Raw genomic sequence first — 15,014 nt, forward strand, 5'->3', positions numbered from 1 at the left:
TCCTCTCCTTATGGAAAAGGAGACACCTTAAAGTGTCTCCAGAGATTTAGAAAATTGCTTATTAATAATCGGATGCTTAAGCAGTCTGTATACCAGGAATGAGGCAAGGGTAGCTTTCAACACATCTCCCGGGATATAAACCAGGCTTAATTTTATAGCTTCGGCCAGAGGAATATTCATCATAAAGGCCTGTACCGGAATGCCAAACAGATAGATTAGGAATATTCCGACAGTCAGATTTATGAGAAGGATATTCATTAATTTTAAAGTTTTGAAGTGTGAAAGTAAATAGCCGATAAAAAATGCTGTTACCGGGTAGGAAATTAAATAGCCGGCGCTGGGACCGAAGAAAACACCAATACCGCCGCGTCCGCCCGATAATAATGGAGCTCCGGCAGCAACCAGCAGCAAAAACACGGCCATGCTGATTCCGCCCAGTCTGGCTCCTAAAATACCCCCTGCTAAAAGGACACCGAGTGTCTGTAAGGTAATCGGAACGGGTGTAAAAGATAGCATGATTGGTGGAACAAGACCGAGTGCTCCCATTACTGCTGCAAATAAAGCCACGTATGTCATTTCTTTGACTTTCATAATACCTCTCCAATTCAGATTAATAGGTTAACTGTTTTTATTTTATGGTTAACACAGAAGTTTGTCAACGTGATAGAAAATATAGTTTACAATAAAATCAAGAATGTAAAGGCCTTGCTTGTCAGCAAAAGAGTCATGGACTTTTTCCAGCCAGATTAAGAAATCAGGGGAAAAAAACCCCCGAAAAGGAAACGGAGGCAGCTTTACAAGAAACTGTGATTTCATTTAACCTCAATGCCAAGCCAGGAAAGATAAATGGCCAAATTGCCGCCTTCATTCCAGCTGATACTATCTAATATATATGTAATAAAAATAAAAACCATATAGGCGCCAAGCAAGAATACTATCTTTAAAGTCTTATTTTCTGCATGTTTCAATATCCTTTTCCAAACTATATAAATTAAGATTGGAAAGCCGAATACCCCAATAGGTAGCAGAAGTGCACCTATCGCAAAGAAGAACAAAACAACTGATACAATATAATAAATTCCGTAGCCCAGCAGCATCAAAGCAGCTGTCACACTAAACTTAAAGTAGGATCGCGCTTGAATTTTAATCTCCCCGTTTCTAATTAAGAATCATAATATCTTTATACAAATACTCACATAAATAAGTCAATGTCTATTATTAAGATGGTGCCGCAAATATATTCTTATAGGGTTATGTTCAATAAAAATGGAGTTTCATATTTTAAAAATGTAAAATAACAGTATAAAAGGTTTTTTTTAGGAGGAAATATGTACACTTACGAATCATTTGTAACAGAGGGGACATTTACATTATTACAGCCAGTCTTTTATAGCTCTTTACTGGCAGCCGTTATATTGCTCATTTTTGCTTTAACTTCAAAAGCCATTAGCGGGATAGTGGTTGTGTTTATATCACTTATTTTAATTATCATCTCTGGCCAGGTTTTATTTTTTGATGCCATTATCGCTGATGAGCTTGGTCTGGGCGGGGACGGAACTGCCACTTTGCTTTTCCTGGGAATTGCTTTCTTAAGTCTTGCCAGCCCGGTTATCTTTTTTATAAGAAAAAAGGAGGGATAAGAGTGGGCTCTTCGGAAATTGGGAAGTTAAGGGTCAGACAAATCTTATGGATGAATGGCGCAATCATTGTAGCGTTAGGCATATCTTTCGCTGTGATAACATTCATGGAATTAACGATGTTTCATATGTTTTTGTTTCTTGGAGTTCTTCTGTTCGTTCAGTCTCTTGCCGGATTTATCAGGCGAGATTCTGCATCCTCCATTATCCCCGCTTTAGATCAAATAGCCAAATACGAAAGAGAAAAGATGGGCAATGAATGGAGAAAGCAGCGGACTGTGGGGAGTATCTCGAGTCTGCTGGTGAGTGGTATATGTTTTTTAAATGCTTATCTTCATTTTAGATCCAATATTCTTCTAACCATTGAACCGATGTTTTTATTTTTTCTGACTATCGCGATTCTGGCCATGACCAATATCAGCATGGTCATTCACAGCAGAAAGGTGGATGGTGCTCAATCACCTGCAGACTTCACAGATTACACATGGAACTCTAATGCGAGGGCTATTATTATTGGATTAAGTATCGGTCTTCTTGTATTTGTGGTTATATTTTTAGTTTAGCCGTTTCTTTCATTTCGGGACGGTCATTTCATTTTTTAAATACAAGTTGACAGGTCGGAATAGTTGGTTATATAATGTGAATAATTAATTCTGAGGGAGGAATAGATTATGAATGAACGTTATCCTGTTTTGGACGGTGCAGAATCATTCTACTATGAAGGCAATGAGATCGGCATCCTGATCACACATGGTTTTCTTGGTACTCCCCAGAGTGTCCGGTTTTTGGGTGAGTCATTTGCCAAGCTTGGCTATACCGTCTTTGCTCCAAGGCTTAAAGGTCATGGCACACATTATAAAGATATGGAAAATACCTCTCATGAGGATTGGTTTGCTGAAGCAGAAAAGGGTTATCAATTTCTAAAAGACAGATGCACATTTGTCTATGCTGCAGGTCAATCGATGGGTGGGGCCTTGACACTTTGGCTGGCTAATAAATATCCGGAAATTGCAGGTATTGTGTTAATAAATGCCGCTCTTCGGGTTCCATGTTATGAAAATCTAAAAGGGAAAACAAACCCCAGGTATATAGATGAAGGCGCACCTGATATTAAAAAAGAGGATGTAGAGGAGATTACGTACGGTAAAGTACCGGTCCCATCTATCTTCGAATTGCAGAAGGTCATGGAAAGAACACCTGACTTATTGCCTGACATTAAAACACCTGTATTAGGTTTTAAGTCGGTAGAAGATCATGTGGTGCCTGCAGAGTGTACTGATTTTATTCTGGAGAAGATCGGCTCCGCGAAGAAGAAAGCTATATCGCTCTATAACTCCTATCATGTGGCATCCATGGACCATGATAAAGAAGAGATTGTTAACATAACTCATCAGTATATCCAGGAGACTCAGGCAAACAGCTTGTCCTTTGTGTAAGGACGGGCTGTTTTTTTTACGTTATGAAACTTTTTAAACATGCTGCCGTATAAAAGAAAAGGGTATTTAGCCAGTATTACAGAATAATACAGTACATCTTACATAGGAAGAAGATGATGGAAATGAAGGCGAGAAGTAAATGGCTCCGCATGTATAAAGTGTTTTCTTTGGCACTTCTCATTATAATACAGATTTACTGGTATAAATGGACCCGCAAATCAGAAGCTGAGTGGGAAAAATTATGGTCTGCCATCGGGAAAAGATTCCGGACAACACTTTTTGAATTAGAAGGGCTGCTGATAAAGATTGGTCAGTTTATCAGCATTCGTTCTGATTTGCTTCCAAAATCTTTCATCCAGGAACTTCAAGACCTGACCGATAAGGTGCCTCCGTCCGAATGGAGTGAAATCCAAGTAATTTTAAATGAAGAGTGGGGAAGCGAGCTCTCTAAAAAGGTGGTAGCGATTGAAAAAGAAGCCATAGCATCCGCTTCGATTGGAGAGGTATATAAAGGCGCTCTGCAGGACGGCTCAATTGTTGCCATTAAAGTGCAGCGTCCAGATATTCAATCTATCGTACATACCGACTTCCGGACCCTTAGTATTCTTGTCTGGTTCGCAGATCGGTTTGTCCCTATTCCAAAGGGATTCATTAATTTAAAAGTCCTTTTTCAGGAACTTAAGCAGGTTATTGAGCGGGAGCTTGACTTTACAAAGGAAAAGGATACACTGCTTTATTTTAAGAAGCGCTTTAAAGACAGTGAGATGGTGAAAATTCCTGATGTGCATCAGGAGCTTTGCACCTCGAAAGTGCTTGTAATGGAATGGGTGGAGGGAAAAAGGCTCAATGATTCAGAAGCGGTTGAAAAACTAGAGATGTCCCGTCAGGAATTGGCCCGCCAATTGATGAAGCTCTTCCTGCCGCAATGGCTGGAACCTGGGATGTTTCATGCAGATCCTCATCCGGGAAATGTGCAGTTTACGAGAGAAGGGAGGATCATTCTTCTCGATTTCGGCATGGCCGGTGAAATTTCAAAAAAAGATGCAGTTTCTTTTCAGAATTTAATTGAATCCATTCTCGCTAAAAACTACAGTAAAGCAGTCGAATGTCTGTCACAGCTGGGATTTTTGCTGCCGGAAGCTAATGCAGTAACAATGGAGAAGCTGCTGTCAGAATGGATGGCATTTGACCTCTCTCAGGTAAAGGACATGGATTTAGTGGCTCTTAAGCTTGAACTAAACGATCTGATTGCTGCTCTTCCAATTCAGGTGCCAACACGCTTTGTTTTTCTGGGCAGGTCCTTTATGACAATCGAAGGGATTGTTCGCCATCTGGCACCGGAAGATGATCTTCTTGAGCTTGGTAAACCTGTTTTTACAGAATGGTTAAGCTCACAGGGGAATAAATGGTCCTTTATTTGGAACATTATCCAATCCCAGCCGTTCTTTAAAATTTTTCATTCAGCAGCGGTGTTCCTGGAAACACCGCGTAAATTGGAAAAAATGAAAGAGGCCGGACAAAGAAGAGAGTTTCAATTTACGATCTATGAAAATCGGAAAAAGCAGTTTTTTCAGTTATTCATGCTAGGTTTAACCGGGTCAGGCTTTGGCGTTTATGCTGATGAAATGCTGATCCTGCAGTTATCCGCAGGCATAGCAGGCATTGCCCTTTTAGTGTATGGAGTGAACAGCTGGAGACTGGGAAAGTGGCTGAAATATATGCCGGAAAAACGGAAATAACCAAAAGAGCCGATTATATGCATAAATTTTACCCGAAAATAGGATTGAACCCCCTTCATTCGGGGTAGAATATCGGGGGATATCGCCGGCATTGAAATTATCTTAAAAAAAAGTTATAATAAGACGTTGTTAACACTACCGAGGGGGAAGTTTTTTTGTCAATCGAAATTGGAAGCAAGGTACAAGGAAAAGTAACAGGTATTACAAATTTCGGAGCTTTTGTCGAGCTGCCAGGCGGCACGACTGGTCTAGTTCACATCAGTGAGGTAGCTGACAGCTATGTTAAAGATGTAAATGATCATTTAAAAGTTGGCGATGAAGTAACTGTTAAAGTGCTAAGTGAGAAGGAAGGCAAAATTGCCTTATCCATCAAAAAAGCAGTGGACAGACCGGAAGGCCAATCTTCTTATTCACCGCGCCCACCGCGCCAGGGAAGAGATGATCGCCGCGGCGGTGGTGGTTCCAGAGATTTCCGTTCAAAAGGAAACTTTAAGCCAAAGGAAAGCTTTGAAGACAAAATGGCAAAATTCTTAAAATCGAGCGAAGAAAATATTTCTTCATTGAAGCGCAATACTGAAGGAAAGCGGGGCGGCCGAGGCGGACGCCGCGGATAAGCAGCCCTTTAGATAATGGGAAACTCCAATCAGGAGGGAAGTTTCCTGACTGATTGTTCGTTATCCTGTGATAAAGGCAAGCCATAATAGGCTTGCCTCTTTTCGTTTATATTTCAATAATGATCGGCAGGATCATTGGTTTGCGCTTTGTTTTTTCGAATAAAAACTGCCCAAGTGATTTCTTGATGCTCTGCTTGATGACATTCCACTGGCCTTTATCCTGCTCAGGAAGATCGTTGACGGTTTTTTCTGCTATCCGATTTATGTCTCTCAGCAGATCTTCGGATTCCCTTGCGTAAATAAAGCCCCGGGATATAGTATCCGGCCTTGATATCATTTTGCGTTCACTCTTGCTCATGGTCAGTACGATCACAAGCATGCCATCCTCTGATAGCTGCTTCCTGTCGCGGAGCACGATGCTGCCAATGTCACCGACACCCACTCCATCCACATACGTATCTCCTGCAGGCACCCGCCTTGTCTGGCGTGCTTTTCCGTTTTCTATATCAACGACATCCCCATTTTTAATGATAAAAGTGTTCCCTTTTTCAACACCGATCGATTCAGCAAGCAATTTATGATGATGAAGCATTCTGTATTCACCGTGAATGGGAATAAAATATTTCGGCTTCATCAATGTGAGCATAAGCTTTAAATCCTCCTGGTAGCCGTGGCCGGACACATGCATTCCCGTTGAGCTGCCTGATCCGTAAATTACTCTGGCACCCAGTTTAAAGAGGTTATCAATGATTTTAGAAACATCACGCTCGTTGCCCGGGATTGGGGAGGCAGCCAGAATCACGGTATCTTCAGGATGAATTTCAGCGTCACGGTAATTTCCGGAAGAAAGGCGTGAGAGGGCAGCCATCGGCTCACCCTGGCTGCCGGTACAAAGTATGCATACCTTTTCAGGAGCGAGATTCATTGCCTCTTTTGGGTTGATGATCATTCCCTCCGGTACTGTCAGATACCCGCGTTCAATGGCCACATTCACCACATTCACCATGCTTCGGCCAAGAAGGACAAGCTTCCGGTTTGCTTTCATGGCCGCAGCCACCACCTGCTGTACACGGCTCACATTGGAAGCGAATGTGGAGATGATGATTTTGCGGGGGGCTTTCATGAATGCTTCCTCAATGTTCTCCCCGACAATATGCTCAGTTGGAGAAAAGCCGGACCGCTCAGCGTTTGTGCTTTCTGAAAGAAGTGCGAGGACTCCTTCCCGCCCGATTTCCGCCATCCTGTGGATATCAGCATGCTCCTGATTTACAGGAGTCAAATCAAATTTAAAATCGCCTGTATGGACGACATTTCCCTCCGGTGTTTTAAAAACAATTCCCAGACAGTCCGGGATGCTGTGATTCACTTTGAAAAAGCTTACGCCTATCTCACCAAATTCAAGGCAAGTATCAGAATCAATGGTGATCAGCTCGGAGTCACCAAGCAGGCGATGCTCCGTTAGCTTTAATTCAATAAGCCCCAGTGTAAATCGCGTAGCATAAATCGGCATATTCATTTTTTTCAGGAGATAGGCAACCCCGCCGATATGATCCTCATGTCCATGAGTGACAATCAGGCCTCGTATTTTTTCCCTGTTTTCTTCAAGGTAAGTGATATCCGGGATGATCAAATCGATCCCCAATAATGTCTCATCGGGGAATTTCCCCCCGGCATCTATCACGATAATATCGTCATCATATTGAATCACATACATATTTTTCCCAATTTCATTGATGCCGCCAAGAGAAAAGATGGATAACTGCTTTCCATTTGACTCCATATGTACATCCTCCCGTTAGTCTTTTTTCTTAGCATTCCCGATTCGGCGTGCATTATCATGGGAATGCACCTTACCGTGAAAATGAGAATTTTACCCCTTTAAATCAGCAAATTAATCATTGACATAAAATACAGAAGCATGCATAATAATTCTAATCTTATGAAAATACCAACAGCATTGACAGGGAATCAGTAAATAGAAATCAGGCAAGAAGAGAGCGGGATTCACCGGCTGAAAGATCCTGCGGCCTGCAAAGCTATTGAACCTAGCCCTTGAGCTGCCAGGCAAACCTGGCCGAAATTCCGTCGTTAAAGGATTTTTAAGCGGGCACTTGCAGTGTGCAGTGCCAATGAAGGTGGTACCGCGAAAGACAAAGCTCTTCCGTCCTTTTTTTAGGGATGGGAGGGCTTTTTTTTATTCCGCTTTATGGAGCGGACGAACGCTTTTTAACATAAGGGTGGTGTCTGATGTGAAGAAGGAACGGATTGTTGTGAAAATTGGAAGCAGTTCGCTGACTAATAACAATGGCGGATTATGCATGGAAAAGCTGGAGGAGCATGCAGCTGCCCTTTCACGGCTGAAGGAGAAGGGGCATGAGGTTATATTAATTTCATCAGGAGCCGTTGCTGCAGGGTTTGCGGATCTTGGCTATCCTTCGCGCCCGGTGACCATTGCCGGAAAACAGGCGGCCGCCGCAGTGGGCCAGGGGTTATTAATGCGGGGGTATACGGAAGAATTCAAAAAACATGGCATCGTTGCAGCGCAGTTGCTGCTGACAAGGCAAAACTTCCTGCATAAGGAGCAATACCAAAATGCACATGCCACATTGTCTGAACTATTGAAGCGGAATGTTCTTCCGATCATTAACGAAAATGATTCTGTATCGATTGAGGAGCTGGCCTTTGGAGATAACGATATGCTGTCAGCTCTTGTCTGCGGACTGGTACAGGCACACCGCCTGATCATCCTGACAGATGTGAATGGAATTTATGATTCCAATCCCCGCACAAATCGTGATGCCAAAAAGTTCAATTTTTTAACAGAAATAACGGAGGAATTGATGAATGCTGCCGCAGGGTCAGGCTCAAAGGTGGGAACCGGCGGAATGGTGACAAAGCTTGCGGCGGCAAGGACAGCACTGGCACTGGGTGTGCAGGTTTTTATAGGTGTGGGGCATGGTGCGGAAAAGCTGGTTGAGATCCTTGAAGGCAAAGGGGATGGGACTTATATCGGCACGAGGTCACAGCCGAGTGTCAAAACCTCCAAGCAGTGGCTTGCGCTGCATTCTGTTCCGAATGGGAAAATTGAAGTGGATCACGGTGCTGCACAGGCCATATTAACGCAGGGAAAAAGCCTTCTGCCTGCAGGTGTGACCAGCATAACAGGCCATTTTCATATTCAGGATGTGGTGGAAGTGATTGGCCCAAAAGGGGATTTGATCGGCAAGGGGCAGGTTAATTTCTCATCCGATGAACTTCGGGCCATTAAAGGGCTATCCAGTGCGGAAGCCATGCAGATGGCCGGGAGCGACCGCCGGGTTGTCATTCACCGGGATCACTGGGTAACCCAAAAAAGAAAGGAGAAAAGTTCATGGAGTTAATTCATAAAGGCCAAAAAGCGAAAAAGGCAGCGGCAGAGCTGGCAAAAAAGTCGACACAGCAAAAAAATCGTGCACTTGAACTGATCTCTGAGCAGCTGATGCAGGAGAAGGATTTTATTTTAACAGAAAATGAAAAGGACCTGAACGCAGGTAAGGAAAAGGGGATGAGCGATGCTTTATTGGACCGTCTGCGGTTAAATGAAGCCCGCCTTGAGGATATGGCGGACGCACTCATCCAGCTCACCCGGCTGGAAGATCCAGTTGGGGAGATTATTTCCGAGTGGGAACGACCGAATGGGCTTGAGATAACACAGGTTCGGGTTCCGATTGGTGTTGTCGGCATGATCTATGAAGCGCGTCCCAATGTAACGGTCGATGCATCCAGCTTATGCTTAAAGACAGGCAATGCTGTTATGCTGCGCGGAAGTTCAACTGCCATTCATTCCAATAAAGCGATTGTGCAAGTGATTCATCATGCTTTGGAAAAGAGTGACCTGCCGGTAGAAGCAGTACAGCTGATTGAGGATACAAGCCGGGAAACTGCTTCTGCTATGTTCAAGCTGAACGAATACCTGGATGTTCTGATTCCGCGGGGAGGGGCAAAGCTGATTCAGACAGTTGTGGAACAATCCACAGTCCCGGTGCTTGAGACTGGTGCAGGTAATTGTCATATCTATATTGATGAAAGTGCCGATAAGGAAATGGCGATTAGCATAGCGGTTAATGCCAAAACACAGCGTCCGTCGGTTTGCAATGCCTGCGAAACGATCCTTGTTCACAGAGAGTGGGAGGGGCTTAACGACCTTGTGAATGCTCTAAAGGAAAAAGGAGTTGTGATTCATGGCGGTGAAGGTGTCAGCGGGGAAGAAATCATTCCGGCCGCGGAAGAGGATTGGGCCGCTGAATATTTAGGCTTGGAAGTTGCATTGAAAGTGACGGAAAGCGTGGAAGAGGCCATTGCTCATATAAACCGCTTTGGCACAAAACATTCTGAAGCGATTATTTCATCAAACCCGGAAAATGTGGAAAAATTCCTGAATGAAGTTGATGCAGCGGCAGTTTACCATAATGCATCCACCCGTTTTACAGATGGCTTCGAGTTTGGGTTTGGCGCTGAAATCGGCATCAGCACCCAAAAACTCCATGCCCGGGGTCCGATGGGGCTGCCGGCACTGACATCGACGAAATATATTGTGAAAGGGAATGGACAGGTGAAGAAGTAAGATGAAATTGTGGGTATCATCTGCACATGATTGCTGCAGGATGCCCTTGTTCTGAAAAAAATGATATCGCTTTCTTCACAACTGATGCTAAAATAATAGAAAAAAACACAAAAAAAGAGGAATATATGAATAAACATACTGGTCAAATTTCACTTGTGCTTATTTCGGTTTTATTTACCTCTTATCAATCTATTTTTTCGCATGAAAAGTTTCTTTCTTTTGATTTTTTTCTATTTACAGGTATCGCCTGGTTTGTAGGCTGGCAGTTTGACAAAAGCCGGTACTATGCAGAAAAAGCGCGGGCCAGCGAGGAAAGCTATAAAAAGCTTCTGGAATCACTCCCGGTTTCCGTGCTCATACATAAGAACTGTGAAATTTTATATGCAAACTCCGCAGCTGTCAGTGCCATGTCGAGATTAAATACTGATTCATTAATAGGCCAATCGCTTCTCGATATAGTTGAGCCTGACTATCAGGGCCGCTTACATGAACGCTATCAGCACATAAGTACAGAGAAGGAGCTTCTCAACAATACTGAATATATGATTAAACGTATTGATGGAACCAGAAGTTATTTTGAAGTTTCATCACTTTATGTTGAATTTGAAGGAAAAGAGGCCATACTCTCGATTGGAACGGATATTTCTGATAAAAAAGCGGAACAGGAACAGCTTCTGCAAAAATCGGAGAAGCTTGCACTTCTGGGGCAGATGGCAGCCGGCATCGCACACGAAATCCGGAACCCGCTTACATCGATCAAAGGGTTTGTTCAGCTTTTCAAGTCGAATAGCCAAAAAGAAGAGTATTTTGATATTGTGCTTTCGGAATTGGATCGCATAAATGGAATCGTCGGTGAATTTTTGGTGCTGGCCAAGCCCACTGCAGACATTTTTGAAAAGCAGGACCTGACAAAATTAATCAGCGAAGTGATTCTCCTTAGCAATACCCAGTCTATTTTAAATAACGTGGAAATAAAAGTAGAAAATAATCTTCATGCCCCTATGGTTCATTGTGAAAAAAACCAATTGAAACAGGTATTCCTGAATATCATAAAGAATGCGATTGAAGCAATGCCAGACGGCGGCCCATTAACGATTAAAGTCATGAAAAAGACCGGCAATACCATTTCCGTTCAATTCATTGATCAAGGGGTTGGTATTTCTGAAGACCGGATTCCAAGCCTTGGGGAACCCTTTTATACAACAAAGGAAAAGGGAACCGGGCTGGGTCTGATGATTTGCTATAAAATTATCGAAAACCATAATGGCCGCTTAACCATCGAAAGCAAAGTGGGAGAAGGCACGAAAATGGAGATTGAACTTCCATTTGAAGGGGTTAATTTAGAAGGAAATGAAAACAGAAACACCGTTTTGATCTAGAGTGCTGGCAGTGCATACAACATGCACTGCCTTTTTTATCGGCAGCAAAAGTGCCACTTGCATAGAATGTTATAATTATAGTAAATAAATAAATTACGGTGATTATAGTGTTATATTTTCTTTTGCTCGGCTTTCTTTTTATTGGGGCTGTTTTATTTATCATACTTAAAAAAATTAATATTAATACGGCTGCAATGGCGGCTGTGATGGCATTTGGCATTGTGACACAGGGCGTTTTGCTCAATTTCTTCGGGATGACCTTCTTTTTGGGAAGCTTCGGCAAGATTCTCAGTATAGCTGATTTAGCGTTATGGCTGGCATTCCTCGTATCCATTGGAATGACCATTTTTAAAGGAGAGTTCAAGAGGCTGCATTACGCTAATCCCATTAATCGCTTTGGCATCGGAACCTGGGTGGCCGGCACTTCGATTTGCGGCATTATGTTCTTCAGGCAATTTGGTGCCGGTGCGGAAGCCCAGGCGCTCGCGATCCTGAATGCGGGCTTATGGGCAGTTTATATTTGGATCAGCATAAGAGGTTTCAAGGAGCTTGGAGCTGCACCTTTTGGCCGGCAGACACATGGTGTTCTGCTGCTGACCACTGTCAGCACACAGTCACTTGTGCTCCTTTTTAATACTGTTTTTAAAGAGGTGCCTGTCTTTTTGAATGCCGCTCTTATTTTTACTGGATTGCTCTTTTATTTTATCAGTGCCTGGTTTATCCTGAAGCGTTATGCTGTTCGCGGATGGAATTTAGCGAAGGACTGGAATAATACCAATTGCATTTTTCACGGTGCTTTATCGATCAGCGGGCTTGCCATGTTCAAATCGGGTATCGCTGCAGGTATGATCGCCATGTGGTTTTGGCTGGCTGTTTTCCTGGTCTTCATGATCGTTGAGGCTATTGAAATTATAAGGCTCGTGTGGCGCATTCGAATGTTTGGCTTAAAAGAGGGCATTTTCACCTACGATGTGACACAGTGGAGCCGAATCTTTACATTTGCGATGTTCTTTACGTTTACCTTTTTTATTGAAAGCCCTTTGCAGGCATTCATCCTGAATTCAGGCGTCTGGATCATTTTATTGCTATTGGTCATTGAAATTTATTTAAGTGCTGATTCATTAAGAAGGAAACATGTCCAGGTTCCGGCCGCATTCGGAAAGGAAACTTCGGTCTAAGTGATGAACGCACATACATTTCTTCATCCGCACATAAATTGATCCGGAATAAAAGCGCGGCATTTCTCACCGTAATTTCATGAAAAGATAAAAAAAGAGCCAGTCACATGCAATTTTGACATGTGCTGGCTTTTTTTAGGCCTTTTGAACGGATTTTTAATAAGGCACTTATCCTGCGTATAGGACAAGTTTGCTTCCGGGAAGGCTGAAGGTAAGGAGGCGATGTATAAATGGGTACCTTTGAAGTGTTGTCTTTGATGATCAGTTTCGGTATGTTTGTTATCGCCATGCTCCAGTTCACAGATAGAGACAGGAATTCTTGAACACGCTCGCGAGCGTGTTTTTTTTAATTAGAAAGCTCTTTTTTTATGTCTTCTGCAGTTGTATCGATTTCTTCTCCCCAATGGTCATTGACCTTATTTAACACAATTTTGCCTTTTGTATCCATTATTGCATAGCCCCTGTAGGCAGTGTCGCCATTTTTCATGCCAGCCTGTTCAATGAGCTTCATTTCAGGATCAGAAATAAATGGGAGGCTTTGTCCCATCTTTTCTTCCAGTGCCTGATAAAGCTCAAGCTGCTGCTCAGGCTGATCATTGCTGACGATGTACATATTGGCATCCAAATCTTCTAATTTATCCATATTTTGATGCAGCTCGACCAGCTGCTGCTGACAGAGTCCTCAGGTGTATGTTGTGATAAAGAAGAAGACAGATGGCTTGTCCTGCGGGAAGGCAACTTCATTGCCGCTTTGATCCTTTAATGCAATCGTTTGATCTTTGCCGCATGCTGTCAGAACAAGAAAAACGATTGCTAATAGAAACATCAACTTTTTCTTCATATGATCTCCATTTCCTTAAAGTTATTATTTTTTCATTATGGCGGTATTTTTCGTTTTTCTCAATAAAAATGCACGATTAGCGGTTAATCAAAACAAGCACACTCCTTTTTACAAGAGTGTGCGTTTTTGAATTATGGAGGGTTGTTCTAATGGATGAGCTTGCTTCGCTGCACTTTATAGATGAGCTTATCGAGCTCCTCTGAGTACATAAGCGTTTCAGGGTGTGACAATCCCTTGTTTTTTCCAACAGAAATCATCTTTTTGCGCAGGACATCGATGTCGTTGTGAAGTTTTTTTATAGCAGTCGAAGGTGTGGTCATTGATTCGGCTCCTAATCCGGGGATGAAATATTATATTCTATTATCGACAAATTAACCGGCAAATAAACAGATTCGACAAAACTTATAAAAAGATTACAAGTTTCTACAATGGTGAATGAGACCCATTCAGAAAGGCTTGTATTAATATTCCTGTAATCTATTATTCTCCCAGGTTTTACATAATATTAGAACAGGGTTAATATTTCGTCACTATTCTTAATGTGTAAACCATTATAGATAGGGGACGGAGACATTGAAGAAGAAAATGATTTCGGTTATTGGTGCGGCAGTTATTGGGTTAAATGCGTTTGGAGGAGGTGCAGCACTGGCAAAAGATATGGATAAGGACATTGTAAATGTGTCACATCGCGGGGCTTCTGCGTATGCACCTGAGCATACAATCGCTGCATATGACATGGGCGAGAAAATGCATGGGGATTATATTGAAGTGGATTTGCAGATGACAAAGGATGGGTATCTCATTGCGATGCACGATGTGACGCTGGACCGGACGACAGATGGAACAGGATCCGTAAAGGATTATACTTTAAACGAAATAAAGCAGCTTGATGCAGGCAGCTGGTTTAATGAGAAGTACCCGTATGCTTCAAAAGCGGAATACGAAGGCTTAAAGGTGCCGACACTTGAAGAGGTTTTCAAGAAGTTTGGAAAAAACAGCAGCTATTACATTGAAACAAAATCACCGGATGTTTACCCTGGCATGGAAAAGGAACTGCTTCGTCTGGTTGATAAGTATAAGATTAATAAAAATAAACTGCTCGTCCAGTCATTCAGCCCTCAAAGCCTAAAAGTGATGAATGAATTGGACCCATCTATTAAACTTGTACAATTAATCTCATATAAAGTGAACGCAGAAATAACTGATGCAGAAATTATGGAAATAAAGCAGTACGCGATGGGCATTGGTCCTAATCATACGTATTTAAATGAGGAATATGTTCAAAAGGTTGTGAACAGCGGTCTTGAACTGCATCCGTATACTGTCAACGACAAGGAAAGAATGAAGCAGCTGATTAATTGGGGAGTAACCGGCATGTTCACAAACCATCCGGATTTGCTTCATGATGTGACAAAAGGGAGATAAATAGAAGAACTCCGGGAATCATTTTCGGAGTTTTTTTGTATATAAACCAACACCTCCATAGTGAAAAAATGCTAAAAAGGGCTTGAACAAGCTTTTTTAAAGTGATATGATTTTTAATAGTTCAAAAATCTGTCACATTTTGATTTGAGATAGCGATCCTGT

At 42.5% G+C, this 15,014-nt stretch carries 17 protein-coding genes and 1 other annotated feature; of the genes, 11 read left to right on the forward strand and 6 right to left on the reverse strand.

The window, feature by feature from the left end:
- Positions 1-27 precede the first annotated feature (27 nt).
- Together ACTHRG_RS02675 and ACTHRG_RS02680 are read right to left on the reverse strand one after the other, a co-directional pair.
- On the reverse strand, positions 28-591 hold the full coding sequence (locus ACTHRG_RS02675) for a biotin transporter BioY (protein WP_076257922.1): 564 nt from the start codon (positions 589-591) through the stop codon (positions 28-30).
- A 221-nt stretch (positions 592-812) separates the two neighbouring features.
- Positions 813-968, reverse strand: a complete 156-nt coding sequence (locus tag ACTHRG_RS02680; protein ID WP_440230507.1) for a hypothetical protein — start codon at positions 966-968, stop codon at positions 813-815.
- 360 nt (positions 969-1,328) lie between these two features.
- Between ACTHRG_RS02680 and ACTHRG_RS02685 the strand changes: the two genes are divergently transcribed.
- The 5 genes from ACTHRG_RS02685 (at position 1,329) to ACTHRG_RS02705 (ending at position 5,426) form a co-directional block, all read left to right on the forward strand.
- Positions 1,329-1,640 (forward strand): hypothetical protein, encoded by a 312-nt coding sequence (locus tag ACTHRG_RS02685; protein WP_440230508.1) that lies wholly within the window; start codon positions 1,329-1,331, stop codon positions 1,638-1,640.
- 2 nt (positions 1,641-1,642) lie between these two features.
- Positions 1,643-2,200 carry a hypothetical protein gene (locus ACTHRG_RS02690; protein ID WP_440230509.1) on the forward strand — a complete coding sequence of 186 codons (558 nt, stop codon included), beginning with the start codon at positions 1,643-1,645 and terminating at the stop codon, positions 2,198-2,200.
- A gap of 108 nt (positions 2,201-2,308) precedes the next feature.
- Positions 2,309-3,073, forward strand: coding sequence for an alpha/beta hydrolase (locus ACTHRG_RS02695; protein WP_440230510.1), 765 nt, complete (start codon positions 2,309-2,311; stop codon positions 3,071-3,073).
- 116 nt (positions 3,074-3,189) lie between these two features.
- Positions 3,190-4,812: an AarF/UbiB family protein gene (locus ACTHRG_RS02700; protein WP_175609083.1), complete on the forward strand. Its 1,623-nt coding sequence runs from the start codon at positions 3,190-3,192 to the stop codon at positions 4,810-4,812.
- A gap of 155 nt (positions 4,813-4,967) precedes the next feature.
- The gene (locus ACTHRG_RS02705; RefSeq protein ID WP_076257917.1) at positions 4,968-5,426 is read left to right on the forward strand and encodes a S1 domain-containing RNA-binding protein; all 459 of its coding nucleotides are present in this window, start codon (positions 4,968-4,970) and stop codon (positions 5,424-5,426) included.
- A gap of 106 nt (positions 5,427-5,532) precedes the next feature.
- On the opposite strand, the gene ACTHRG_RS02710 is transcribed toward ACTHRG_RS02705, so the two are convergent.
- On the reverse strand, positions 5,533-7,206 hold the full coding sequence (locus tag ACTHRG_RS02710; RefSeq protein ID WP_440230511.1) for a ribonuclease J: 1,674 nt from the start codon (positions 7,204-7,206) through the stop codon (positions 5,533-5,535).
- 168 nt (positions 7,207-7,374) lie between these two features.
- Positions 7,375-7,598: a binding site (T-box leader), on the forward strand.
- Positions 7,599-7,675: 77 nt separating this feature from the next.
- On the opposite strand from ACTHRG_RS02710, the gene proB reads away from it, so the two are divergent.
- The 5 genes from proB to ACTHRG_RS02735 all read left to right on the forward strand — a co-directional run bounded on the left by proB (position 7,676) and on the right by ACTHRG_RS02735 (position 12,909).
- The gene (gene proB / locus ACTHRG_RS02715) at positions 7,676-8,806 is read left to right on the forward strand and encodes a glutamate 5-kinase (protein WP_440230512.1); all 1,131 of its coding nucleotides are present in this window, start codon (positions 7,676-7,678) and stop codon (positions 8,804-8,806) included.
- Positions 8,797-10,029 (forward strand): glutamate-5-semialdehyde dehydrogenase, encoded by a 1,233-nt coding sequence (locus tag ACTHRG_RS02720; protein ID WP_440230513.1) that lies wholly within the window; start codon positions 8,797-8,799, stop codon positions 10,027-10,029. Before proB ends, ACTHRG_RS02720 begins: the two co-directional genes overlap by 10 nt.
- Before the next feature lie 125 nt (positions 10,030-10,154).
- Positions 10,155-11,408, forward strand: coding sequence for an ATP-binding protein (locus ACTHRG_RS02725; protein WP_440230514.1), 1,254 nt, complete (start codon positions 10,155-10,157; stop codon positions 11,406-11,408).
- Positions 11,409-11,515: 107 nt separating this feature from the next.
- Complete coding sequence (locus ACTHRG_RS02730; RefSeq protein ID WP_440230515.1) at positions 11,516-12,586, forward strand: hypothetical protein; 1,071 nt, start codon at positions 11,516-11,518, stop codon at positions 12,584-12,586.
- Between the two features lie 230 nt (positions 12,587-12,816).
- Positions 12,817-12,909, forward strand: a complete 93-nt coding sequence (locus tag ACTHRG_RS02735) for a putative holin-like toxin (RefSeq protein ID WP_226618119.1) — start codon at positions 12,817-12,819, stop codon at positions 12,907-12,909.
- A 23-nt stretch (positions 12,910-12,932) separates the two neighbouring features.
- Here ACTHRG_RS02735 and ACTHRG_RS02740 read toward each other — a convergent pair whose 3' ends face one another.
- The 3 genes from ACTHRG_RS02740 to ACTHRG_RS02750 form a co-directional block, all read right to left on the reverse strand.
- Positions 12,933-13,250 (reverse strand): redoxin domain-containing protein, encoded by a 318-nt coding sequence (locus ACTHRG_RS02740; RefSeq protein ID WP_335449755.1) that lies wholly within the window; start codon positions 13,248-13,250, stop codon positions 12,933-12,935.
- A gap of 18 nt (positions 13,251-13,268) precedes the next feature.
- Positions 13,269-13,427, reverse strand: coding sequence for a hypothetical protein (locus ACTHRG_RS02745; RefSeq protein WP_440230516.1), 159 nt, complete (start codon positions 13,425-13,427; stop codon positions 13,269-13,271).
- A 146-nt stretch (positions 13,428-13,573) separates the two neighbouring features.
- Positions 13,574-13,747 carry an aspartyl-phosphate phosphatase Spo0E family protein gene (locus tag ACTHRG_RS02750; RefSeq protein ID WP_076257910.1) on the reverse strand — a complete coding sequence of 58 codons (174 nt, stop codon included), beginning with the start codon at positions 13,745-13,747 and terminating at the stop codon, positions 13,574-13,576.
- A 253-nt stretch (positions 13,748-14,000) separates the two neighbouring features.
- Between ACTHRG_RS02750 and ACTHRG_RS02755 the strand changes: the two genes are divergently transcribed.
- Entirely contained in the window at positions 14,001-14,852 is an 852-nt protein-coding gene (locus ACTHRG_RS02755) for a glycerophosphodiester phosphodiesterase (RefSeq protein ID WP_440230517.1), read from the forward strand.
- Positions 14,853-15,014: the final 162 nt, after the last annotated feature.

It is taken from the genome of Cytobacillus sp. SAFR-174, assembly GCF_051964675.1.
Classification (GTDB): Bacteria; Bacillota; Bacilli; order Bacillales; family Cytobacillaceae; genus Cytobacillus.